Raw genomic sequence first — 20,917 nt, forward strand, 5'->3', positions numbered from 1 at the left:
TCGTGGTGCCTCTTTCTACGCGCATAGAGGGGGGAACGGAGGGAGCGGCCCTTCCATGGTGCCGGAAGGGCCGCTCCGAGGTGTTACTTGGCGAGGTGGTCCGGGCCGAAGGCCTGCGGCAGCATCTCGGCCAGGGTCAGGAACCCGGCGGGCGTCTCCAGGACGAGCTCGGGGCCGCCGAACTCGTACAGGAGCTGCCGGCACCGGCCGCACGGGACGAGGGACTCGCCCCGGCCGTCCACGCACACGAAGTGGGTGAGCCGGCCGCCGCCGGTGGCCTGGAGCTGCGAGACCAGGCCGCACTCGGCGCACAGGCCGAGCCCGAAGGAGGCGTTCTCCACGTTGCAGCCGGAGACCGTCCGTCCGTCGTCGACGAGGGCGGCCGCTCCGACCGGGAAGCCGGAGTACGGGGCGTAGGCACGGGCCATCGCCTCGCGCGCCGCGACCCGCAGGGCCTCCCAGTCGGGCCCGCCGGCGGGGGCCGTCACTTGCCCTGGCCCTTCCGGTACGGCAGGCCGTCCGCCTTCGGCATCCTCAGCCGCTGTGCGGACAGGGCCAGCACGAGCAGGGTGGTGACGTACGGGGCGGCGTCGACGAACTGGCTCGGGACCTGGTCGGTGAACGCGTACCAGAGGAAGAAGCCGACCGCGAAGACGGCGGAGATCACGGCGGGCACGTACTTCTTCTTGTACAGCTGCCAGGCGGCGGCCAGCACCAGGAGGATCGCGACGAGCAGCAGCAGCGCGTGGACGTTCTCGGCGCCGCCGCGGATCTTGAGGCTGTCGGTGAAGCCGAAGAGGCCGGCGCCGAGCGCCATGCCGCCCGGCATCCAGTTGCCGAAGATCATCGCGGCGAGACCGATGTAGCCGCGGCCGCCGGTCTGGCCCTCCTGGTAGATGCCGGTGGAGACGATCGCCAGGAACGCGCCGCCGAGGCCGGCGAGGGCGCCGGAGACGACGACCGCGATGTACTTGTACTTGTAGACGTTGACGCCGAGGGACTCGGCGGCGACCGGGTTCTCACCGCAGGAGCGCAGCCGCAGGCCGAACGCCGTGCGCCACAGCACCCACCAGGTGGCCGGGATCAGCAGGATCGCGACGATGGTGAGCAGCGACAGGTTGGTGACCAGGCCGCCGAGGATGCCGGCGAGGTCGGAGATGAGGAACCAGTGCTTCTGCTGGAGGTCCTGGAGCCCGTCGGAGAGCCCCGGGATCGTGATCTGGGTGATCTGGTCGATGCGCGGGGACTGCTTGGAGGAGCCGCCCTCGGCCTCCGCGAACGTGAAGTTCGAGAGGTACATCGTGAAGCCGGCCGCGAGGATGTTGATCGCCACGCCGGAGACGATGTGGTTCACGTTGAACGTCACGGTGATGATCGCGTGCAGCAGGCCGCCGAGGGCGCCGCCGAGGAGACCGAAGAGGACGCCCACCCAGGGGCCCCACTGGTAGCCGGCCCAGGCGCCGAACCAGGTGCCCAGGATCAGCATGCCTTCGAGACCGATGTTGACCACGCCCGCGCGCTCGGCCCACAGGCCGCCGAGGCCGGCCATGCCGATCGGGACGGCGAGCTGGAGCGCGCCGGACACCTGGCCGACGGAGGTCAGGTCGTCGGCGCCGGAGACGACGCGGACGAGGGAGAAGAGGACGAGGCCGGCCGCGACGATCAGCAGGATCCAGGGCCAGGTGAGCTTGCGGCGCCCGGGCTTCTGGGGAGCGGCGCTCGGCTTGGCGACGGTTCCGGTGCTCATGCCGAGACCTCCTTGTCGGTCTTGATGGCGCCGCCGGCGGCCAGCTCCTCGCCGACCTTCTGCTGCTGACGACGGAGGCCGTAACGGCGGACGAGTTCGTAGGAGACGACCACGGCGATCACGATGATGCCCTGCATGATCTGCGTGATCTCCTTCGGGTAGCCCTCGACGTCGAGCGACGAGGACGCCTTGTCGAGGAACGCGAAGAGCAGCGCGGCGAAGAGGATGCCGACCGGGTTGTTGCGGCCGAGCAGCGCGATCGTGATGGCGGTGAAGCCGACGCCGACCGGGAACGACAGGCTGTACGTGTGGGTGTCGCCGAGCAGCGTGGGCATGCCGGAGAGGCCCGCGAGACCACCGGAGATGAGCATCGAGGTGAGGATCATCTTCTTGGCGTCGACGCCGCTGGCCTGGGCCGCGGACTCGCTCTCGCCGGTGGCGCGCAGGTCGAAGCCGAAGCGGGTGCGGTTGAGGACGAACCAGTAGACGACCCCGAGGGCGAGGGCGACGAAGGTGAAGCCGTAGATCTCGCCGTTGCCCTGGCCCATGTCGATGCCGGGGAACCAGCCGGACTCGGCGATCTTGCCGGTCGTGAGGTCGTTGGAGCCCTCGGGCTGGACGCCGAGGTTCTTCGGCAGGATCAGCCAGGCGATCAGGGAGGTCGCGATGGCGTTGAGCATGATCGTCGAGACGACCTCGGAGACGCCCCGGGTGGTCTTGAGGATGCCGGCGATGCCGGCCCAGAAGGCACCGGTGAGCATCGCGACGACCACGATCAGCAGGATGTGCAGCGGACCGGGCAGCTCGATCGAGGCGCCGACGACGGCGGAGAGCATCGCGGCGAGGCGGTACTGGCCGTCGACGCCGATGTTGAAGAGGTTCATCCGGAAGCCGATGGCGACGGCCAGGGCTGCCAGGTAGTAGATCCCCGTCTGGTTGACGATCAGGACCTGGATGTCCGAGTACCCGGCGTTCTCGATCATCAGCTGGATCGGCTCGATCGGGTCGAGGCCCGTCGCGAGCAGCACCAGCATGGTGAGCACGAACGAGGAGACCAGCGCGAGCACCGGGCCGGCGGCCCCGATGATCAGCTTGTCCTTGTCGAATTTCATCATCGGGCGTCACCGTCTTCGGACTGCTCGGTGCCTTCGAGGTGGCCGGTGGCCGCGCCGGTCATGGCGGAGCCCAGCTGCTCGGGCGTGATGGTGGCGGGGTCCGCGTCCGCGACGAGCTTGCCGCGGTACATGACCCGGAGGGTGTCGGAGAGGCCGATCAGCTCGTCGAGGTCGGCGGAGATCAGCAGCACCGCCAGGCCCTCGCGGCGGGCGTCGCGGATCGCGTCCCAGATCTGCGCCTGGGCGCCGACGTCCACACCGCGGGTGGGGTGGGCGGCGATCAGGAACTTGGGGTCGTGGCTCATCTCGCGGCCGACGATCAGCTTCTGCTGGTTGCCGCCGGAGAGGGAGGCCGCGGTCACGTCGATGCCCGGGGTGCGGACGTCGTACTCGCGGACGATCCGCTCGGTGTCCTGGCGGGCCGCCTTCGGGTCGAGGATGCCGCGCTTGGAGTTGGGCGCCTCGGTGACGTGACCGAGGATGCGGTTCTCCCAGAGCGGGGCCTCCAGGAGCAGGCCGTGGCGGTGGCGGTCCTCGGGGATGTAGCCGATGCCGCCCTCGCGGCGCTTGCGCACGGAGACGGAGGTGATGTCCTGGCCGTCGAGGGTGATCACGCCCGCGTCGGGGACGGCCATGCCCATGAGGGCCTCGATGAGCTCGGTCTGGCCGTTGCCCTCGACACCGGCGATGCCGAGGATCTCGCCCTTGTGGATGGTGAGCGAGATGTCGTCGAGGAGCTTGCGGCCCGCGCCGACCTCCTGGAGGGCGACCGTGCCGGACGGGTCCGGCGGGGCGGCGGTGGTCAGCGGCGCGGCGGCCGCGGCACCGGCCTCGGTCAGCGTCAGGCCCTTGACCTCCAGCATCGGCACGTCGGTGACGGTCGACTCGCGGGTCTCCGGGGAGGGCAGCTCGCTGCCGACCATCAGCTCGGCGAGCTGCTTGGTGGTGGCGGTCTTCGGGTCGGCGGTGCCGACGGTGGTGCCGCGCCGGATGACGGTGATGTCGTCGGCGACCTTCAGGACCTCGCCCAGCTTGTGCGAGATGAAGATGACGGTCAGGCCCTCGGCCTTGAGCTCGCGCAGGTTGTCGAAGAGCGCGTCGACCTCCTGCGGGACGAGGACGGCGGTCGGCTCGTCGAGGATGAGGATCTTCGCGCCGCGGTAGAGGACCTTCAGGATCTCGACGCGCTGGCGGTCGGCGACGCCGAGGTCCTCGACGAGGGCGTCGGGACGGACGCCGAGGCCGTACGCGTCGGAGATCTCCTTGATCTTCTTGCGGGCCTTCGCGCCGATGCCGTACAGCTTCTCGCCGCCGAGGACGACGTTCTCCAGGACGGTGAGGTTGTCGGCGAGCATGAAGTGCTGGTGCACCATGCCGATGCCGCGCGCGATGGCGTCGCCGGGGCTGGAGAAGGTGACCTGCTCACCGTCGATGGCGATGGTGCCCTCGTCCGGCTTCTGCATGCCGTAGAGGATCTTCATGAGGGTTGACTTGCCGGCGCCGTTCTCACCGATCAGGGCATGGACGGTGCCCTTGCGGACGGTGATCGCGATGTCCTTGTTGGCGACGACGCCGGGGAAGCGCTTGGTGATGCCGTGGAGTTCCACGGCGGGGGGGCTGGACGCGTTGATGACGCACTCTCCTTGGCCGAAAGGAGTGGGAGCGGAGGGCAGGGCGGGGCGAAGTTATCGTGCCAGTGCGACATCTACACGCGTAGCGCTGCCGAAAAGTGAAAACCCGTACGGGAATGGGCCCGGGGCCCGGCTCCGGTGGGAGTCCCACCGGAGCCGGGCCCGCGGGCGACAGATCGTGAGCCGCGCGCCTTACGGGGCGGTCTTGACCGTGATCTTGCCGTCGACGATGTCCTTCTTCGCCTTGTCCACGGCGGCGATGAGGTCGGTCATGGCCTTGTACTTCGGGTTGGAGTCGGCCAGGCCGACGCCGTCCGTGGCGAGACCGTAGCGGACCTCACCGGTCTGCGGCTTGCCGTCCTTGACCGACTTGATCAGGTTGTAGACCGAGTCGGAGACGTCCTTGGTGACCGAGGTCAGGATCGAGTCCTTGTACGAGGCGAGACCGGCCTGGTTGTACTGGTCGGAGTCGACGCCGATGGACCACTTGCCGGCCTTGGAGGCGGCCTCGATCGCACCGGAGCCGGCGAGACCGGCGGCGGCGTAGATCACGTCGGCGCCCTTGTCGAGCTGGCCCTCCGCGGCGGCCTTGCCCAGGTCGGGCTTGGCGAAGCCGTCGAAGTTCGGCGGCTGGGTCAGGTACTGGGTGAGGACCTTCGCCTTGGGGTTGGTGTCCTTGACGCCCTGGACGTAGCCCGCCTCGAACTTCTTGATCAGCGGGACCTCGACGCCGCCGATGAAGCCGACCGTGCCGGACTTGGACGCCTTGGCGGCGGCGACGCCGGCCAGGTAGGAGCCCTGCTCCTCGTTGAAGACGAGGTTGGCGATGTTCTTGCCGGTCACCGAGGTGTCGTCGATGATGCCGAAGGTCGTGTTCGGGAACTGCTTGGCGACCTTCTCGATGGCCGGGGCGTAGGCGAAGCCGACGCCGATGACCGGGTTGTTGCCGGCGCGGGCCAGCGAGGTGAGGCGCTGGACCTTGTCGGCGTCGCCCTCGCCGGCCGACGGCTCGGCCTCGGCGCCCTTGACGTCGAGCTCGTCCTCGGCCTTCTTCAGGCCCGCGTAGGCGGCGTCGTTGAAGGACTGGTCGCCACGGCCGCCGATGTCGTACGCGATGGCGGCCTTGGCGGCCTTCGAGTCGGAGCCGGAGCCGCCCTCGGAGGAGGACTTGCCGCAGGCGGTGGCGGAAAGCGCGAGCGCCGCGGAGGCGATGCCCACGGTGGTGATCCTGGTGATCCGGCGCAAGAGGAGGGTCCCTTCAAGACTGACCGAAAGCGCCTCTTCCGGCGCTGGCTTTGCGGCGATCGTAACGCGCGTAGATGTCAGTTAAAGACCCGTTCATGAGTCGTTACCGTATCGACGCGTATCCAGGGGTCACAGTACCCCTACACGCTTGGCGATCAAGGCGCAACCCCGTGTCATCAGCCGAGATGAGAGCAGGTGGGGCCTGGTGGCGGACGGACGGGAGCCCCCCGGGACCAGGGTCTCCGGGGGGCTCCCGCGGCGGGTCGCGCGGCGGGCGTCAGCCGGTCTCGACGCCCGCGTCGATCAGCGCGGCGGCGGTGAAGAGCTCCACGGCCGTCTCGATGCACCGCTCGTCCACGTCGAAGTCGCCCGCGTGCAGGTCGCGGACGTGCGGGTCGCCGGGGGTGCGGACGCCGAGCCGGGCCATCGCGCCGGGCACGTGCTCCAGGTACCAGGAGAAGTCCTCGCCGCCGAGGCTCTGCTCGGTGTCCTCGACGGAGTCGTGGCCGCGGCGGGCGGTCATCGCCTCCCGGAGCAGCTCGGTGACCGCCGGGTCGTTGACGACCGGGGGGACGCCGCGGACGTAGTCGACGGTGGACTTGGCCCGGTGCAGCGTGGCGACCTCGTCGATGGCGGCGTGCACCAGGTCCGGGGCGTCGCGCCAGGCGGGCAGGTCGAGGCAGCGGACGGTGCCGGAGAGTTCGGCGTGCTGCGGGATGACGTTGGGCGCGTGTCCGGCCTCGATCCGGCCCCAGGTGACGGAGAGTCCGGAGCGGGCGTCGATCCGGCGGGCGAGCACGGCCGGCACGTCGGTGGCGATCCGGGCGGCGGCGGTCACCAGGTCGGTGGTGAGGTGGGGGCGGGCGGTGTGGCCGCCGGGGCCGTCGAGGGTGATCTCCAGGCGGTCGCAGGCGGAGGTGATGGGGCCGGTGCGCAGCCCGATCCTCCCGGCGTCGACCTTGGGGTCGCAGTGGACGGCGATGATCCGGCCGACGCCGTCGAGGACGCCCGCGGCGACCGCGTCGGCGGCGCCGCCGGGCAGCACCTCCTCGGCGGGCTGGAAGAGCAGCCGCACCGGGCGCGGCAGCCGGCCCTCGCGCGCCATCCCGGCGAGGACCAGGCCGGCGCCGAGGACGGTGGTGGTGTGCACGTCGTGGCCGCAGGCGTGGGCGCGGTTGGGCACGGTGGAGCGGTACGCGACGGTCTTGGCGTCCGGGATGGGCAGCGCGTCGAGGTCGGCGCGGACGGCGAGCATGGGGCGCCCGCCGTCCCAGGTCCCGATGTCACAGATGAGTCCGGTCCCGCCCGGGAGGACGCGCGGCGCGAGGCCGGCCGCCTCCAGGCGGGCCTTGAGCGCGGCGGTGGTGCGGAACTCCTGGTTGCCGAGCTCGGGGTGCATGTGCAAGTCCCGGCGGAAGGCGATCAGTTCGCCCCGGAGGGCGGCGGGAAGCGTTCCGGGGAGGGAGGAGGACGGCGTTCCGGGCAGGGTGACGGATCCGGGCTCACGGGACTTCAACTGGTTCACCCTTTGAAGCGTAGGCCCATCCGGTGATCAACTGCCCGTTGATCACGAAAAGTTCAGCCCGTTAGGGGAAAGAATCTCGGTTTGCCGCGCATGGGACACACTCCGTATGGGTATGGTCACCCGAATTCGAGCCGGTCGACCGCCGATCCGCTGCGCGGGGTGAGCCGGTCCGCCCCCGACGCCGTGCCGGCGACGCCCGCCAGGAAGCCCTGGGCGCGCGGCGAGGCCGTGGCCCTCAGCCACTCGGGCGCGATCTCGCAGACGGCGACCTTGACCCCCGTGCCCGCCAGGGCGAGCGGGAGGGTGTGGACGACGGTGGAGGGGAAGCTGACGACGGTGGCGCCGATCGGGCCGCGCCGGGCGATCAGCTCCAGCGGCAGCTCGGGCCGGACCACCTGGAGGCCGGCCTCGACCGCCACCCGGTGCAGCTTCTCCGGGGTCTCGCGGCGGTGGGCGAAGTAGCGGGTGGCGCCGTGGGCGCGGGCGAGCTGTCCGACCACCCGCAGGTAGTGCTCGGCGTCCACCACCCCGGTCTCGACGAGCGAGGTGCCCACGAGGTCGGCGCCGCCGGTGAGCGCGGGCGGGCCGAAACGGGCCCGGGTCCACGCGTAGGCGTTCTCGGTGACCTCGGTGCCGGGCGGGGCCTGGACGGGCAGCGAGGTGAAGATCTCCACGGTCCGGCCGGGCCCGGGGGCCAGCCGGCGGCGGGCCAGCGAGGTGACCGGGGCGAGGACCAGCTCGCGCGGCCCGAGGTCGCCCTTGCGGTGCCAGCGGACCAGCCGCTCCCCGTCCGCGAGCTGGGCGGCGAACTCCATGGTGGCGGTGCCGTCGTCGACGACCGTGACGTGCCGGGGGCCGAAGAGGGTGAGCAGCAGCTGGACGTAGCGGGAGAACGGGTCGCCGACGATCACGCGCTCGGCGGCGCGCAGCGGCCCGCCCAGCTCCCGCAGCGTCCGCACGAGCGCGCCGCGTCCGGCCCGCGCCTCCTGCCAGTGCACGTCGAACCCCTCGTCCCGGGCGAGCTGGGCCATCCGGCGCAACTGACCGCGCGACATCGGGTCGGTGGGCGAGAGGACGACGACGGTGAGGTCGGGGACGGGAGCGGGGACGGACCCCTCCGGACCCGCCGGACCCTCCGGACCCGTTGGACCCGCCGGGCCCTCCTGACCCGCCGGAGCCGACGGGCCCGCGGCGGCCGGGACGTGACCCCGGCCGCGCGCGTGCGCCCATTCCAGGACGTTCAGGAGCTGGACGGGGCTCTCGACGAACGCCAGGCGGCCGGTCATGCGGAGACGGGCTCCAGGACGCGGCGGAGCTTCTTCATCGGGCCGAGCTCCGACTCGTACACCTTCTTCACGCCGTCGCCGAGCGCGGTCTCGATGGTGCGGATGTCGCGGACGAGGCGCTCCAGGCCCTGCGGCTCGACGGAGGCGGCCTGGTCCGAGCCCCACATGGCGCGGTCGAGGGTGATGTGGCGCTCGACGAAGGTGGCGCCGAGGGCGACGGCGGCGAGGGTGGTCTGGAGGCCGGTCTCGTGGCCGGAGTAGCCGATCGGGACGTTCGGGTACTCCTCCTGGAGCGTCTGGATGACGCGCAGGTTCAGCTCCTCGGCCTTGGCCGGGTAGGTGGAGGTGGCGTGGCAGAGCAGGATGTTGTCGCTGCCCAGGACCTCGACGGCGTGGCGGATCTGCTTCGGCGTCGACATGCCGGTGGAGAGGATGACGGTGCGGCCGGTGGCGCGCAGCTCGCGCAGCAGCTCGTCGTCGGTGAGGGAGGCGGAGGCCACCTTGTGGGCGGGGACGTCGAACTTCTCCAGGAAGGCGACGGCCTCGGTGTCCCACGGGGAGGCGAACCAGTCGATGCCGCGCTTCTTGCAGTGCTCGTCGATCTGGCGGTACTCGTCCTCGCCGAACTCGACGCGGTGGCGGTAGTCGATGTACGTCATCCGGCCCCAGGGGGTGTCGCGCTCGATGTCCCACTGGTCGCGCGGGGTGCAGATCTCCGGGGTGCGCTTCTGGAACTTGACGGCGTCGCAGCCGGCCTCGGCGGCCACGTCGATCAGCTTGAAGGCGTTCTCGAGGTCGCCGTTGTGGTTGATGCCGATCTCGCCGCAGATGTAGACGGGCTGACCCGGGCCGGCGGTCTTCGGGCCGAGGGTGCGCAGACGGGTGCTCATGGTGGTGCTTCCTTTAGCTTTCGAGAGGGGTGGCGGGGGTGTTCAGCTCGGGTCCGAGGAGCCAGGCGGCGATCTCGCGGATGGCTCCGAAGCCGCCCGGGGTGGCGGTGACCGCGCGGGCCGCGGCCCGGACGGAGTCGTGGGCGCTGCTCACCGCGACGGGCCAGCCGACGAGGTGGAAGCAGGGCAGGTCGTTGACGTCGTTGCCGGCGTAGAGGACGCGCGCGGGGTCGATCCCCTCGGCCTCGCACCACTCCTTGAGGGCGAGGTCCTTGCGGTCGATCCCGTGCAGGACGGGGATCTTCAGCTTCCGGGCGCGGGCGGCGACGACGGGGTTCTGTTCGGTGGAGAGGATGAGGACGGGCAGGCCGGCGCGGCGCAGGGCCGCGATGCCGAGGCCGTCGCCGCGGTGGGCGGAGACGAACTCCCGTCCCTCCGCGTCGAGGTGGACCCGGTCGTCGGTCTGGGTGCCGTCGAAGTCGAGGACGACCGCGTCGACGTCGGCGAAGGACGGGGTGACCGGCTCGTCGAGGAGCGGCGCGAGGGCCTTGGCGCGGGCCAGGTCGTGCGGGTCGTCGATCTCCAGGACGCGGGCCGGGTCGGTGACGACGACGGCGGTGCGGCCGAAGAAGCGGTGCCCGTGGGTGCGGAAGCCGGCCGCGTCCATCGCGTAGACGGCGCCGGTCTCCAGGTACTCGGGCTCGCGGTCCTGGCGGCGCGGGCGGTGGGCCTTGTCGTGGTTGACGCCGGTGGCGCCCTCGGCGGTCTCCTTCCACAGGAAGCCGTGCGAGGGGGCCGCGGTGAAGGCGGTGTCGGCGGCGCCGGAGGTGATCCGGGCGACGGCGTCGGCGACCTCGGCGGAGGTGAGGAAGGGGCTGGTGCACTGGACGAGGAGGACCACGTCGGCGGTGCGGCCGCGGTCGGCCTCGAAGGCGTCCAGGGCGTGCAGGACGGCCGACTCGCTGGTGGCGGTGTCGCCGGCGATCGCGGCGGGCCGCCGGACGGCCTCGGCGCCGAAGGAGCGGGCCGCGGCGGCGATGGCCGCGTCGTCGGTGGAGACGACGACGTCGGTGACGCCGGCGGCGCCCAGGCAGGCCCGGACGGCCCGGCCGACCAGCGGGATCCCGGCGACCGGGGCGAGGTTCTTGGCGGGGACGCCCTTGGAGCCGCCCCGGGCGGGGATGACGGCGAGCACGGTCGGGCTCGGCTTCTTCTCGGGCATCACAGTTCTCCCAGGCGTCGGACGACGGGCGCCACGCGCTGGACGCCGTGGCGGTAGGCGCCGCGCGCCGCCTCGCGGACGATCCGGCGCAGCCCGCTGTCGCGGACCGGGGGCGCGGTGACGTCCAGGCGGTGGCGGGCGAGGATCCCCGGCAGGTAGCCGGGGGCCGTCTCCGCGGTGTAGTAGGGGCTGATCGGGGGCAGTCCGGGCAGCGCGAGGAGCTTCGCGACCCGCTCGCGGGCGTCGTCGAAGGCGGAGTCGTAGCCGCCGTCGGAGGCGACGCCCTGCCGGGACAGCCACTCCTCGTCGGGCTCGGGCACCTCGCCCCGGTCGAGCCGGTCGAAGGAGGTGAGGAGGCCGGAGCCGAGGAAGTGGTGGTTGCCGTTGACCTCGCGGACCCCGCAGTCGGTGAGGATCGCGGTGGGGATCCGCCGGTGCAGGGCCTCCAGGGCGGCCGTGGAGGAGACGGTGACCAGCAGGTCGGTGCGGTCCAGGACCTCGCCCATGTGCCCGTACACCAGGCGGAAGTTGGCGGGCGGGTCGAGGTCGCGCACCAGCTTCTGGTACGGGTGCTCCTCCAGGTGCGTGGTGTGCTCGCCGGGCTTGGAGCGGAGCTTGAGGAGGACCTCGCGCTCCGGACGCAGCCGGGCGTGCCGGACCAGGCGCTCCAGGACGTACGCCCGCTCGGCGCGGGTGACCGGGACGGACGGCTGGGCGGCGAACACCAGGGTGTCGCGGCCCTCCTCCGGGCGGTGCGGGGCGCCGCCGAGGAACGGCAGCGCGGCCTCGACGACCGACCCGGCGTCCGCGCCGACCCCTTCGTACACGGCGCGGAACCGGTCCGCGTCGTGCCGGGAGTTGGCGAGGACGACGTCGGCGCCGTGGCGCAGCAGCAGCCCGTCGGCCAGCTTCTCGTAGACGACCCCGACGTAGCCGGTGACGATCACCGGCCGGCGGTCGAGGCCGAGGTCGGCGAGGCCCTGGAGGACCGCGCGGACGGTGCCGCCGACCAGCGCGAGGACCACGACGTCGTACCGCTCGCCGCGCCCCTCCGCGTCCCGCACCTCGCGCAGGAACTCCGCGCCGGTCACCTCGCGCGGGGCGGCCGTGGAGGCCCCCGTCTCGGCGATCTGGCGGGCGGTGGGGGTGGCCCGGCCGCGGAGCACGAACCCGGTCGGTTCGGCGTCCGCGGCGGTGATGCGGCGCGCGGTGAGCGCACCCCATTTCCACCGGGTGTCGGAATCCGCGAGTACGGCGACCCGTACCGCTTCACTGGAACTTGCTGGCACGTCGAGGACGCTAGAAGGGCATTCAGGTCGGCGGCCCAACTGAGCCGCAACAAACGGTGAACAGCACCTCTCCGTGAACTGAAGCGGCCCGGGATTAAGCCGTTGGACGGCCCGAAATCCCCTTGGGTAAAGGCGGTTAATCAGCCCGCCGCTTCGTGTTCACCGAAAATCCCCCGGCCGGTCGGCGGGGCGGCCGGGGCGGCGCCTAGCGTCGGCCGCGTGGTCAAGCTCTCCGTCGTCGTGCCGTTCTTCAACGTGCAGACATACGCCCCCGACACCCTCGCCAGTCTGCGCGCCAACGCCCGCGACGACTTCGAGTTCCTCCTCGTCGACGACTGCTCGTCCGACGACACCCCGGAACTCCTCGAACGGGCCGTGCGCGACCTGCCCGGCGCCCGCCTGATCCGGCACGAGCGGAACGAGGGCCTGGCGACCGCCCGCAACACCGGACTCGACGCGGCCCGGGGCGAGTTCGTCGCCTTCCTCGACGGGGACGACTGGCTCTCCCCCGGCTACTACGGGCGGCTGGTCGCCGCCGCCGAGGGCCTCGGCTGCGACTTCCTGCGCACCGACCACACCTCCGTCACCGGCCGCGCCCGCTCGGTCCGCCGGGTGCCCGTCCCGCGCCGCGGCGAGGTCCTGGACCCGCGCGGGTCGATCCTCCCCGCCCACCGCACCACCTCCGTCGACTACCCCTTCGCCTGGGCCGGGATCTACCACCGCCGGCTCCTCGACCGGGGCCTGCTGCACTTCCCGCACGGACTGCGCACCGCCGAGGACCGGCCGTGGATCTGGCGGCTGCACCGCGAGGCGAAATCCTTCGCGGCGATCGGTGAACTCGGCGTCTTCTACCGGCGCGGAGTGGCGACCTCGCTCACCCAGATCGGCGACGTCCGGCAATTGGATTTCATCCGCGCTTTCGACCAGGTGATCGCGGAGACCGCGCAGGACGAGGACGCGGAGCGCTTTCTCCCGAAAGCCGTCCGCACGTATTGCGCGGTGATCGCCCATCACGTCGGCTCGGTCGAGAAGTTCGAGCCGGAGGTGGCCCGGAAGCTGCGGGCGATGAGCGCGGGCGCGCTGCGCCGCATGCCGCAGCCGGTCCTCGACGAGGCGCTCGACGCGATGGGCGGCGAGCGGGCCGCGGTCCTGCGCAAGCTGCGCCGCCGGCGCCCCGCCCCGCCCCCGCCGGCCCCGCCGGGCGGCCGGGGCCCGGCGGTCGGCACGGACCCGTCGGAGGTGGCGGCATGAGCGAGCGCCGTACGACCCAGATCTTCGCCGCCTCCACCCTGTACGGGGCGGTCACCCTGGCCGCCGCCATAGACAGCGGCTGCTTCGGCTCCGCCGCCCGGCGGATCCTCCTCGTCACCCACAACGCGCCCGTCCCGGAGACCGCCCCGGCCCTCGACGAGGCCGAGGGCTTCGACCGGATCCGCGACCGCTTCGACGAGGTGGTGTCGTGGAACGAGACCATCTCCCCGCTCCACCCCGGCGGCTGGACCCCGCGCGGCCAGGACGTGCCGATGCTCCAGCGCCACCTCCACAAGCTGTGGGGCCTGGGCGACGACCGGATCGAGCTCGTCCTGGAGTCCATCCAGGTCACCCCGGCCCTCGCCATCGCCACCCTCCTGCCGGAGGCGGCGATCACCGTCTACGCGGACGGCCTGATGAGCTACGGGCCGACCCGCAACAAGATCGACCCGCTGATCGGCGGCCGGGCCGCCCGGCTGCTCCACCTCGACCTGGTGCCGGGGCTGCGGCCGCTGCTGCTCGGCGAGTTCGGCGCGGTGCCCGAGACCGTGCCGGCGGACGCCTTCACCAAGGCCGTCGCCGAACTGGCGGGCACCGACGCGCCCGCCGCCGGCGGCGAGGGCCCCGCCCTGCTCCTCGGCCAGTACCTGGCGGCGCTGAACCTGATGACCGCCGCCGAGGAGGAGGAGCTGCACCTGGACATGGTGCGCGGCGCGGTCGCCCGCGGCCACCGGCGCCTGGTCTTCAAGCCGCACCCCACCGCCCCCGACTCCTGGACGGCCTCGCTCACCGAGGAGGCGGCCCGGCTCGGCGCCGAACTGGCCGTGGAGACCCGCCCGGTCCTCGCCGAGGTGCTCTACCGGGAGCTGCGGCCCGCGCTGGTCGTCGGCTGCTTCTCGACGGCGCTGATGACCGCCCGCAGCTTCTACGGCCTGCCGGTCGCCCGGGTCGGCACCCGGGAACTGCTCCAGCGGCTCACCCCGTTCCAGAACAGCAACCGGATCCCGCTGACGGTCGTCGACGCGGTCCTCCCGCCGCTGGTGCCCGGCCCGGACGACGAGGAGCCGGTGACGGACGCCGCCCGCCTCGACGACCTGGTCGCCGCGGTCGGCTTCGCGATGCAGCCGAACATAAGGGCCGACCTGCGGGAGGCGGCCGTACGCCACCTGTCCGGGCCGTACGCCGAGCGCACCCGGCACCACTTCACCCGCCGCCGGCTCACCGTCCTGGACCTGCCGGGCGGCCTGCCGGTCCCCCGGCACCCGAGGGTCCGCCGGCTCGCCCGCCGGGCGCTGCGGCTGCGCAAGGCGCTGCGGAAGTAGCCCCGGAGGACCGGCCCGGGACCCGTGCGGGGGTCCCGGGCCGCGCCCTCACGCCCGGCCGATCGGCTCCTGGATCTCCGTCACCCAGCCGGCCGGGTCCTCCGGGCACTCCAGGTACAGCTCGCGGGCGTAGCCGGCGGAGGCGTACCCGTTGGCGTCGATCCAGGCGGCGAGGGCCTGCGAGGTCGCGAGGACGTCGTCCATCGAACCGTGGTGGACGACGGTCGCCGCCTCCTCGATGCCGGGCAGCACGTGCACGCGCACGCCCTCCGCCCCGGTGCCTTCCGGCACGGTCATGCCGGCGTGTACGACGACCGAGCCGTCGCCCTTCCCGGCGTCCTCGTAGTACGCGATCCCCGGCCCGAAGCCGGTGACCCCGGCGGCCTCCAGCCGGCCGCACAGCTCCTCGTACAGCGGCCCGATGACGGGCGTGATGGCCTCCGGCTCGAAACCGGCGGCGGTCGCGCTCAGCTCCGCGATCCGCACGGCCGGGATCTTCTTGACGACGACGTCCTGCGTGGACATGCGTCCCTCGCTCTCGATGGCTCGGAGCCGCGCACCGACCTGGGCGAGCCTGGCCCGCGCCTCCTCCAGCGCCTTCTCCAGCTCGGCCCGGCGCAGCCGCAGCATCCCCCGCAGCTCCTCCGCGCCGATCTCGTCGTCGAGGATGGCCCCCACCTGTTCCAGGGTGAAGCCGAGGTCCTTGAGCGCGATGACGCGGTTGAGCCGCGCGAGCTGGTCCGCGGTGTAGAACCGGTAGCCGCTGTGCGGGTCGACGCGGGCCGGGCGCAGCAGTCCGATGGCGTCGTAGTGGCGCAGCATCCGGACCGACACCCGCCCGTGCCGGGCGAAGTCTCCGATGGTGAACATGACGCCCCCTACGGAACGGCCTCACACGGTGTGAGGGTCAAGCGCGCTCAGGCGGCGCTGCTGAGGGAGAGCTTCACGGCGAAGCCGAGGAAGAGGGCGCCGGCGGCGGAGGTGGCGCCGGCGGAGAGGCGCTTGCGGCGGCGGAAGGCGGCGGCGAGGCGGGTGCCGCTGAAGATCAGGGTGGTGAGGTAGAGGAAGCTGCCGAGCTGGAGGAGGGTGCCGAGGACCAGGAAGGAGAGCGCCGGGTAGGCGTAGGAGGGGTCCACGAACTGCACGAAGAAGGAGATCAGGAAGAGGATCGCCTTCGGGTTGAAGAGGCTGATGATGAGCGCGCGCCGGTACGGGCGCTCGGTGGAGCCGCCGTCGGCCGCCTCGGTCTCCGCCCCGGCGGGTTCGCGGCGCGACCGCCACATGTCCCGCGCCGCGCGGAGCATCCCGTACGCCATCCAGGCCAGGTAGCCGGCGCCCGCGTACTTGACGATCGTGAAGAGCAGCGGGGTGGTCTGGAGGAGGGAGGCGGCGCCGAGCGCGGCCAGGGTCATCAGGATCGTGTCGCCGGTGAAGACGCCGGCGGCTGCCTTGTACCCGGTCCGGGTGCCCTTGCGGGCGGCGACGGACAGCACGTAGAGCGAGTTCGGCCCGGGCAGGAGGATGATGAGGACGAGCCCGGCGAGGTAGGTCGGCAGATCGGTGACACCCAGCATGAAGCGGAGTGTCGCACACCGGTACGACACTCCGCTTGAAGTTTCAACGGGCGGACGATCAGAAGACGTCGCTGGGCGTGTAGGTGCCCCAGACCTCGCGCAGCGCGTCGCAGACCTCGCCGACGGTGGCGCGGGCCTTGAGGGCGTCCTTCATCGGGTAGAGGACGTTGTCCGTGCCCTCGGCCGCCTTCTTCAGCGCGGCGAGGGCCGCGTCGACGGCCGCCTGGTCGCGCTCGGCGCGCAGCTTCGCGAGACGCTCGGCCTGCTGGGCCTCGATGGCCGGGTCGACGCGCAGCGGCTCGTACGGCTCCTCGACGTCGATCGTGTAGCGGTTGACGCCGACGACGACCCGCTCGCCGGAGTCGGTCTCCTGGGCGATCCGGTACGCCGAGCGCTCGATCTCGCTCTTCTGGAAGCCGCGCTCGATGGCGTTGACCGCGCCGCCCAGCTCCTCCACCTTGGCCATCAGCTCCAGGGCGGCGGCCTCCACGTCGTCGGTCATCTTCTCGACGACGTACGAGCCGGCGAAGGGGTCGACGGTGGCGGTCACGTCCGTCTCGTAGGCGAGGACCTGCTGGGTGCGCAGGGCGAGGCGGGCGGACTTGTCCGTCGGCAGGGCGATGGCCTCGTCGAAGGAGTTGGTGTGCAGCGACTGGGTGCCGCCGAGGACGGCCGCGAGGCCCTGGACGGCGACGCGGACCAGGTTGACCTCGGGCTGCTGGGCGGTGAGCTGCACGCCGGCGGTCTGGGTGTGGAAGCGGAGCATCAGCGACTTGGGGTTCTTGGCGCCGAACTCCTCCTTCATCACCCGCGCCCAGATCCGGCGGGCGGCGCGGAACTTCGCCACCTCCTCCAGGATCGTGGTCCGGGCGACGAAGAAGAACGACAGGCGGGGCGCGAAGTCGTCGACGTCCATGCCGGCCGCGACGGCGGTGCGGACGTACTCGATGCCGTCGGCCAGCGTGAACGCGATCTCCTGCGCGGGCGAGGCCCCCGCCTCCGCCATGTGGTAGCCGGAGATCGAGATCGTGTTCCACTTCGGGATCTCGGCCCTGCAGTACTTGAAGATGTCCGCGATCAGGCGGAGGGAGGGCTTCGGCGGGAAGATGTACGTCCCCCGCGCGATGTACTCCTTGAGCACGTCGTTCTGGATGGTGCCCGTCAGCTTGTCGGCGGGCACGCCCTGCTCCTCGCCGACCAGCTGGTACATCAGCAGCAGCAGGGAGGCGGGGGCGTTGATCGTCATCGACGTGGAGACCTTGTCGAGCGGGATCCCGTCGAACAGCACCCGCATGTCGTCGACCGAGTCGATCGCCACGCCGACCTTGCCGACCTCGCCGTGCGCGATCGCCGCGTCGGAGTCGTGGCCCATCTGGGTGGGCAGGTCGAAGGCGACCGACAGGCCCATCGTGCCGTTGTCGATCAACTGCTTGTACCGGGCGTTCGACTCCACGGCGGTGCCGAACCCGGCGTACTGCCGCATCGTCCAGGGGCGGCCCGTGTACATCGACGGGTACACACCGCGGGTGAAGGGGTACGCACCGGGCTCGCCCAGCTTCTCCGCCGGATCCCAGCCCTCCAGGGCGTCCGGCCCGTACACCGGCTCGATGGGCAGTCCCGACTCCGACTCGCGCGCCATTGTTTGTGCCTCCCGATTGACCTGCTGCCGCTCACTCGGCGGTACCGACCCTCGCGACGGACTGTAGCGGCGGGCGTGCGGCCCGGTGGAGTGCCGCACGCTGGGACCTTCCTCACAGCATGAGCGCTCGTTCGCACAGGTGCGCAACCGCGGGCGGGCGGGAAGCATCCCTATGGGCACAGTTCTTTCCTCGGGGGGCCACCATGAAGCGTTCATCCGCCGTGCGCAGAGCCGTTCTCGCCGCGGTCGCCGTCGCGCTCGTCACCACCGGCTGTACGGACCGGGCGGCCGGGGCGCCGAAGACGCCGAAGGCACCGGTGTCCGCGCCCGCGCCCACGAGCGGCGGCCCGTCCTCCGCCGCCACGCCGGACGCGAAGCCGTCCTCGTCCCCGTCCGCCCCGGCGTCCACGCCCGCGCCCACGCCCACGCCTTCGGCTTCGGCTTCGGCTTCGGGGAAGGTGCTGATGGGCGACGGGGACGAGAACGAGCAGGTGCGGGAGCTCCAGGCGCGGCTGCGGCAGCTCCACCACTTCGACCGGGCGCCGACCGGGTTCTACGGCTCGATCACGGCGAGGGCGGTCTCGGCCTTCCAGAAGAAGCGGGGGCTGCCGGAGACGGGCGCGGTGGACGGGACGACCTGGGACCGGCTGCGCGCGGCGACGAAGAAGCCGACGGCGGACGAGCTGAAGCCGTCCACCACCAACGAGCTGGACGCGCCGGACGCGCGCTGCATGACGGGCCGGGTGCTCTGCATCAGCAAGGAGAGCCGGACCCTGGCCTGGATGATCGACGGCCGGGTGGTCTCGTCGATGGACGTCCGCTTCGGCTCGGAGAACACGCCGACCCGCGAGGGCACCTTCGCGGTCGGCTGGAAGGCCAGGGACTGGACGTCGACGATCTACCACACGCCCATGCCGTACGCGATGTTCTTCAGCGGCGGCCAGGCCGTGCACTACTCGGCGGACTTCGCGGCGCGGGGCTACGGCGGGGCCTCGCACGGCTGCGTCAACGTCCGGGACCGGGCCAAGATCGCGGCCCTCTTCGACCAGGTGAAGGTCGGCGACAAGGTGGTCGTCCACTGGTAGTCCGCCGGCGGCGGACGGAGCGGGGAAGAAGGGGCGCGGGTGGGACCGGGGGAACGTGTCCCACCCGCGCCGGGTGCGCGGAGCCGTAGGTACGGGGGGAACCCCGGCTCTCTGCGCGGCCGATGACCAGTCGGCTCACTCCATACTGCGTCGGCGGGTCGAAAAGTGTCACACCCCCGGCGCGGGGGCTCCCGTCGGGCAGAGCGCGAGGGCCCGGACGGAGCTCCCGGTCCCGCTTCCGGCCCCGGTCTCGCCTCCGGTCCCGGACCCGGTTCCTGGCTCGGTTCCTGGCTCGGTTCCGGCGGCGGCCTCGGCCCGGGGCCGTTCCCCGGACCGGTCTCCGGTCCGGTCCTTGTCGCCGCCGTCGCCCCGGCGGGGCGCCTGGGCGCGCTTGCGGCCGGAGTCGGCGGGGGCGGGGACGGTGCCGTGGACGGTGCCCGGCCCGTTCTCCTCGTCCTCCTTGCCGTCGTCGTCCTTGGTGTCGCCCTTGCCGTCGTCCGCGGTGCCGCCGCCCGGCTGTCCGCCGGTGCCGCTCCCGGAGCCGGCGGGGTCGTCCTGCCCGGTGGAGCCGGCCGGGCCGGTCCCGAGGAGGGCGTCGCAGTAGGCGCGCAGGGTCTCGCCGGAGCGCAGCGCGCCGGAGAGCTGCCGGCGGGCGGTCGCGTCGAGCCGGCCGGCGCGGTACTCGCGGCAGGCCTTGACCCTGCCCTCGTCGCCGCCGGTCCGGCTCGTGGCGGAGGGTTCGGCCGGGCCGCGGCCGGTGCGGTCGCCCGAGGGGGTGGCGCCGGGGCGCGGGGACGCGGTGGAGCCGCCGCCGGACGGGGCGGTCGGGGTGGTGCCGGGGGCGGGCGTGCCGGCGGAGCGGCCGGGGCCGGCGCTCCGGTGGGGGTCCGCGTGGCGTTCCGCGTCGAAGGACGGGCCGGCGGACGGGTCGCGGGGGTCCGGCGACGCGGTCTCGGCGGCGGTGACCGTACGGGAGGGTTCCCGGTCGACCAGTGGGAGCACCCCGGTGCCGGCGGCGACGGCGACGCCGCCGACGGTGACGGCGGCGAACGCGGCGGCCAGCCCGTAGCGCAGGGAGCGGCCCCAGTGGCGGGCGGTGCCGGGGGCGGGTGCGAGCCGTACCCGCCCGAGGTCGGCCGGTACGGCGTCGGGGGCCGCCGCGGCGGAGGCGCGGGCGGCGGTGGCGGTCCGGAAGGCGGCGAGGGCGGCCTCCTCCCCGGCGAGCGGGACGCCGGGGGCGGGGACGGCGGGGACGGCGGGGACGCGGGCGGCGTCGAGGGCTTCGGCGAGGGCGGCGGCCCGGGCGCGGGCCGCCGGGTCGACGGGGTCGACGGGCTCGCCGCGGAGCAGCCGTTCCGCGGCTTCCGGGTCGAGCCACTGGTACCGCTCGTCGGCCATCACATGTCCTTCTGCGTACGGGGACGCCAATGCGTCACACCCCCGGGGGATATGACACCCGGGGCGCGGCCGCGCTGCGGAGGCACTCCGTCCAGGGGCGGAACGCCGTCGGCCGGCTCCTCGCCCGGCTCCGCGCCGGGGGAGGATTCGGCGCCGAGCAGCTCGGCGAGTTTCTTCAGACCGCGGTGGGCGGCGGTGCGGACGGCGCCGGGGCGCTTGCCGAGAGTCTCGGCGGCGGACTTGGCGTCGAGGCCGACGACCACGCGGAGGACGACGGCCTCGGCCTGGTCCTGCGGGAGGCGGGCGATGAGGCGGAGGGTGTGGCCGGTGGCCAGGGCCTCCAGGGCCTCGCCCGCGGTGTCGGAGTCGGCGGGCTTGTCGGTCAGTTCGGTCTCGTCGCCGCCGGAGGCGGGCCGGCGGCCGCGCATCCGGATGTGGTCGAGGGCCCGGTTGCGGGCGATCCGGGCCGCCCAGCCGCGGAAGCGGTCCGCGTCGCCGCTGAAGCGGTCGAGGTCGCGGGCGATCTGGAGCCAGGACTCCGAGGCGACGTCCTCGGCGTCGGCCTCCCCGACCAGTGTGCGCATGTAGCCCAGCAGACGGGGGTGCACGGCGCGGTACACAGTACGGAAGGCGTCCTCGTCCCCGTCCTGCGCAGCGAGCACCGCGGCCGTCAGCTCCGCGTCGTCCCCCAGCACTCC

Annotated in this window: 18 protein-coding genes; 3 read left to right on the plus strand and 15 right to left on the minus strand. The window is 72.7% G+C overall.

Annotation, left to right across the window (positions count from 1 at the left end; translation table 11 throughout):
- Positions 1-83: 83 nt before the first annotated feature.
- From AB0E83_RS10620 to AB0E83_RS10665, 10 genes are all read right to left on the minus strand, one after another.
- Positions 84-488, minus strand: a complete 405-nt coding sequence (locus tag AB0E83_RS10620; RefSeq protein ID WP_362108751.1) for a cytidine deaminase — start codon at positions 486-488, stop codon at positions 84-86.
- Positions 485-1,747 (minus strand): ABC transporter permease, encoded by a 1,263-nt coding sequence (locus AB0E83_RS10625; protein ID WP_362108753.1) that lies wholly within the window; start codon positions 1,745-1,747, stop codon positions 485-487. The genes AB0E83_RS10620 and AB0E83_RS10625 overlap by 4 nt, the downstream gene beginning before the upstream one ends.
- The gene (locus AB0E83_RS10630; protein WP_362108755.1) at positions 1,744-2,862 is read right to left on the minus strand and encodes an ABC transporter permease; all 1,119 of its coding nucleotides are present in this window, start codon (positions 2,860-2,862) and stop codon (positions 1,744-1,746) included. The genes AB0E83_RS10625 and AB0E83_RS10630 overlap by 4 nt, the downstream gene beginning before the upstream one ends.
- On the minus strand, positions 2,859-4,469 hold the full coding sequence (locus AB0E83_RS10635) for an ABC transporter ATP-binding protein (protein WP_362108757.1): 1,611 nt from the start codon (positions 4,467-4,469) through the stop codon (positions 2,859-2,861). Before AB0E83_RS10635 ends, AB0E83_RS10630 begins: the two co-directional genes overlap by 4 nt.
- Positions 4,470-4,685: 216 nt before the next feature.
- Positions 4,686-5,738: a BMP family ABC transporter substrate-binding protein gene (locus AB0E83_RS10640; RefSeq protein WP_362108759.1), complete on the minus strand. Its 1,053-nt coding sequence runs from the start codon at positions 5,736-5,738 to the stop codon at positions 4,686-4,688.
- Positions 5,739-6,015: 277 nt separating this feature from the next.
- Positions 6,016-7,263, minus strand: a complete 1,248-nt coding sequence (locus AB0E83_RS10645) for an amidohydrolase (protein WP_362108761.1) — start codon at positions 7,261-7,263, stop codon at positions 6,016-6,018.
- 116 nt (positions 7,264-7,379) lie between these two features.
- On the minus strand, positions 7,380-8,549 hold the full coding sequence (locus AB0E83_RS10650) for a hypothetical protein (protein WP_362108763.1): 1,170 nt from the start codon (positions 8,547-8,549) through the stop codon (positions 7,380-7,382).
- Positions 8,546-9,439 (minus strand): N-acetylneuraminate synthase family protein, encoded by an 894-nt coding sequence (locus tag AB0E83_RS10655; RefSeq protein WP_030496851.1) that lies wholly within the window; start codon positions 9,437-9,439, stop codon positions 8,546-8,548. The genes AB0E83_RS10650 and AB0E83_RS10655 overlap by 4 nt, the downstream gene beginning before the upstream one ends.
- Before the next feature lie 13 nt (positions 9,440-9,452).
- A complete protein-coding gene (locus AB0E83_RS10660) occupies positions 9,453-10,661 on the minus strand; it encodes an acylneuraminate cytidylyltransferase (protein ID WP_362108765.1) in 1,209 nt (402 codons plus the stop codon).
- The gene (locus tag AB0E83_RS10665) at positions 10,661-11,950 is read right to left on the minus strand and encodes a DUF6716 putative glycosyltransferase (protein WP_362108767.1); all 1,290 of its coding nucleotides are present in this window, start codon (positions 11,948-11,950) and stop codon (positions 10,661-10,663) included. The genes AB0E83_RS10660 and AB0E83_RS10665 overlap by 1 nt, the downstream gene beginning before the upstream one ends.
- Positions 11,951-12,169: 219 nt before the next feature.
- Between AB0E83_RS10665 and AB0E83_RS10670 the strand changes: the two genes are divergently transcribed.
- The gene (locus AB0E83_RS10670; RefSeq protein ID WP_362108769.1) at positions 12,170-13,201 is read left to right on the plus strand and encodes a glycosyltransferase family 2 protein; all 1,032 of its coding nucleotides are present in this window, start codon (positions 12,170-12,172) and stop codon (positions 13,199-13,201) included.
- Positions 13,198-14,523 (plus strand): polysialyltransferase family glycosyltransferase, encoded by a 1,326-nt coding sequence (locus AB0E83_RS10675; protein WP_362108771.1) that lies wholly within the window; start codon positions 13,198-13,200, stop codon positions 14,521-14,523. Before AB0E83_RS10670 ends, AB0E83_RS10675 begins: the two co-directional genes overlap by 4 nt.
- A gap of 48 nt (positions 14,524-14,571) precedes the next feature.
- Here the strand turns inward: AB0E83_RS10675 and AB0E83_RS10680 are convergent, their stop codons facing one another.
- The 3 genes from AB0E83_RS10680 to AB0E83_RS10690 are packed head-to-tail and all read right to left on the minus strand — an operon-like array spanning position 14,572 to position 17,736.
- A complete protein-coding gene (locus tag AB0E83_RS10680) occupies positions 14,572-15,393 on the minus strand; it encodes a MerR family transcriptional regulator (protein WP_362108773.1) in 822 nt (273 codons plus the stop codon).
- Positions 15,394-15,440: 47 nt separating this feature from the next.
- Positions 15,441-16,097 carry a leucine efflux protein LeuE gene (gene leuE, locus AB0E83_RS10685; protein ID WP_362108775.1) on the minus strand — a complete coding sequence of 219 codons (657 nt, stop codon included), beginning with the start codon at positions 16,095-16,097 and terminating at the stop codon, positions 15,441-15,443.
- A 58-nt stretch (positions 16,098-16,155) separates the two neighbouring features.
- Positions 16,156-17,736, minus strand: a complete 1,581-nt coding sequence (locus AB0E83_RS10690; protein ID WP_362108777.1) for a methylmalonyl-CoA mutase family protein — start codon at positions 17,734-17,736, stop codon at positions 16,156-16,158.
- Between the two features lie 203 nt (positions 17,737-17,939).
- On the opposite strand from AB0E83_RS10690, the gene AB0E83_RS10695 reads away from it, so the two are divergent.
- Positions 17,940-18,821, plus strand: a complete 882-nt coding sequence (locus AB0E83_RS10695) for a L,D-transpeptidase family protein (protein WP_362108779.1) — start codon at positions 17,940-17,942, stop codon at positions 18,819-18,821.
- A 168-nt stretch (positions 18,822-18,989) separates the two neighbouring features.
- On the opposite strand, the gene AB0E83_RS10700 is transcribed toward AB0E83_RS10695, so the two are convergent.
- Together AB0E83_RS10700 and AB0E83_RS10705 are read right to left on the minus strand one after the other, a co-directional pair.
- Positions 18,990-20,219, minus strand: coding sequence for a hypothetical protein (locus AB0E83_RS10700; RefSeq protein ID WP_362108781.1), 1,230 nt, complete (start codon positions 20,217-20,219; stop codon positions 18,990-18,992).
- Complete coding sequence (locus AB0E83_RS10705) at positions 20,219-20,914, minus strand: RNA polymerase sigma factor (RefSeq protein ID WP_362108783.1); 696 nt, start codon at positions 20,912-20,914, stop codon at positions 20,219-20,221. Before AB0E83_RS10705 ends, AB0E83_RS10700 begins: the two co-directional genes overlap by 1 nt.
- Positions 20,915-20,917: the final 3 nt, after the last annotated feature.

The organism is Streptomyces sp. NPDC035033 (assembly GCF_040636735.1).
GTDB lineage: Bacteria > Actinomycetota > Actinomycetes > Streptomycetales > Streptomycetaceae > Streptomyces.

Bases quoted from the DNA above. Each gene is read 5' to 3' on its own strand.
- AB0E83_RS10700 (WP_362108781.1), bottom strand. From the start codon at position 20,219: ATGGCCGACGAGCGGTACCAGTGGCTCGACCCGGAAGCCGCGGAACGG.
- leuE (WP_362108775.1), bottom strand. From the start codon at position 16,097: ATGCTGGGTGTCACCGATCTGCCGACCTACCTCGCCGGGCTCGTCCTC.
- AB0E83_RS10675 (WP_362108771.1), top strand. From the start codon at position 13,198: ATGAGCGAGCGCCGTACGACCCAGATCTTCGCCGCCTCCACCCTGTAC.
- AB0E83_RS10625 (WP_362108753.1), bottom strand. From the start codon at position 1,747: ATGAGCACCGGAACCGTCGCCAAGCCGAGCGCCGCTCCCCAGAAGCCC.
- AB0E83_RS10650 (WP_362108763.1), bottom strand. From the start codon at position 8,549: ATGACCGGCCGCCTGGCGTTCGTCGAGAGCCCCGTCCAGCTCCTGAAC.
- AB0E83_RS10690 (WP_362108777.1), bottom strand. From the start codon at position 17,736: ATGGCGCGCGAGTCGGAGTCGGGACTGCCCATCGAGCCGGTGTACGGG.
- AB0E83_RS10630 (WP_362108755.1), bottom strand. From the start codon at position 2,862: ATGATGAAATTCGACAAGGACAAGCTGATCATCGGGGCCGCCGGCCCG.
- AB0E83_RS10660 (WP_362108765.1), bottom strand. From the start codon at position 10,661: ATGCCCGAGAAGAAGCCGAGCCCGACCGTGCTCGCCGTCATCCCCGCC.
- AB0E83_RS10655 (WP_030496851.1), bottom strand. From the start codon at position 9,439: ATGAGCACCCGTCTGCGCACCCTCGGCCCGAAGACCGCCGGCCCGGGT.
- AB0E83_RS10680 (WP_362108773.1), bottom strand. From the start codon at position 15,393: ATGTTCACCATCGGAGACTTCGCCCGGCACGGGCGGGTGTCGGTCCGG.
- AB0E83_RS10695 (WP_362108779.1), top strand. From the start codon at position 17,940: ATGAAGCGTTCATCCGCCGTGCGCAGAGCCGTTCTCGCCGCGGTCGCC.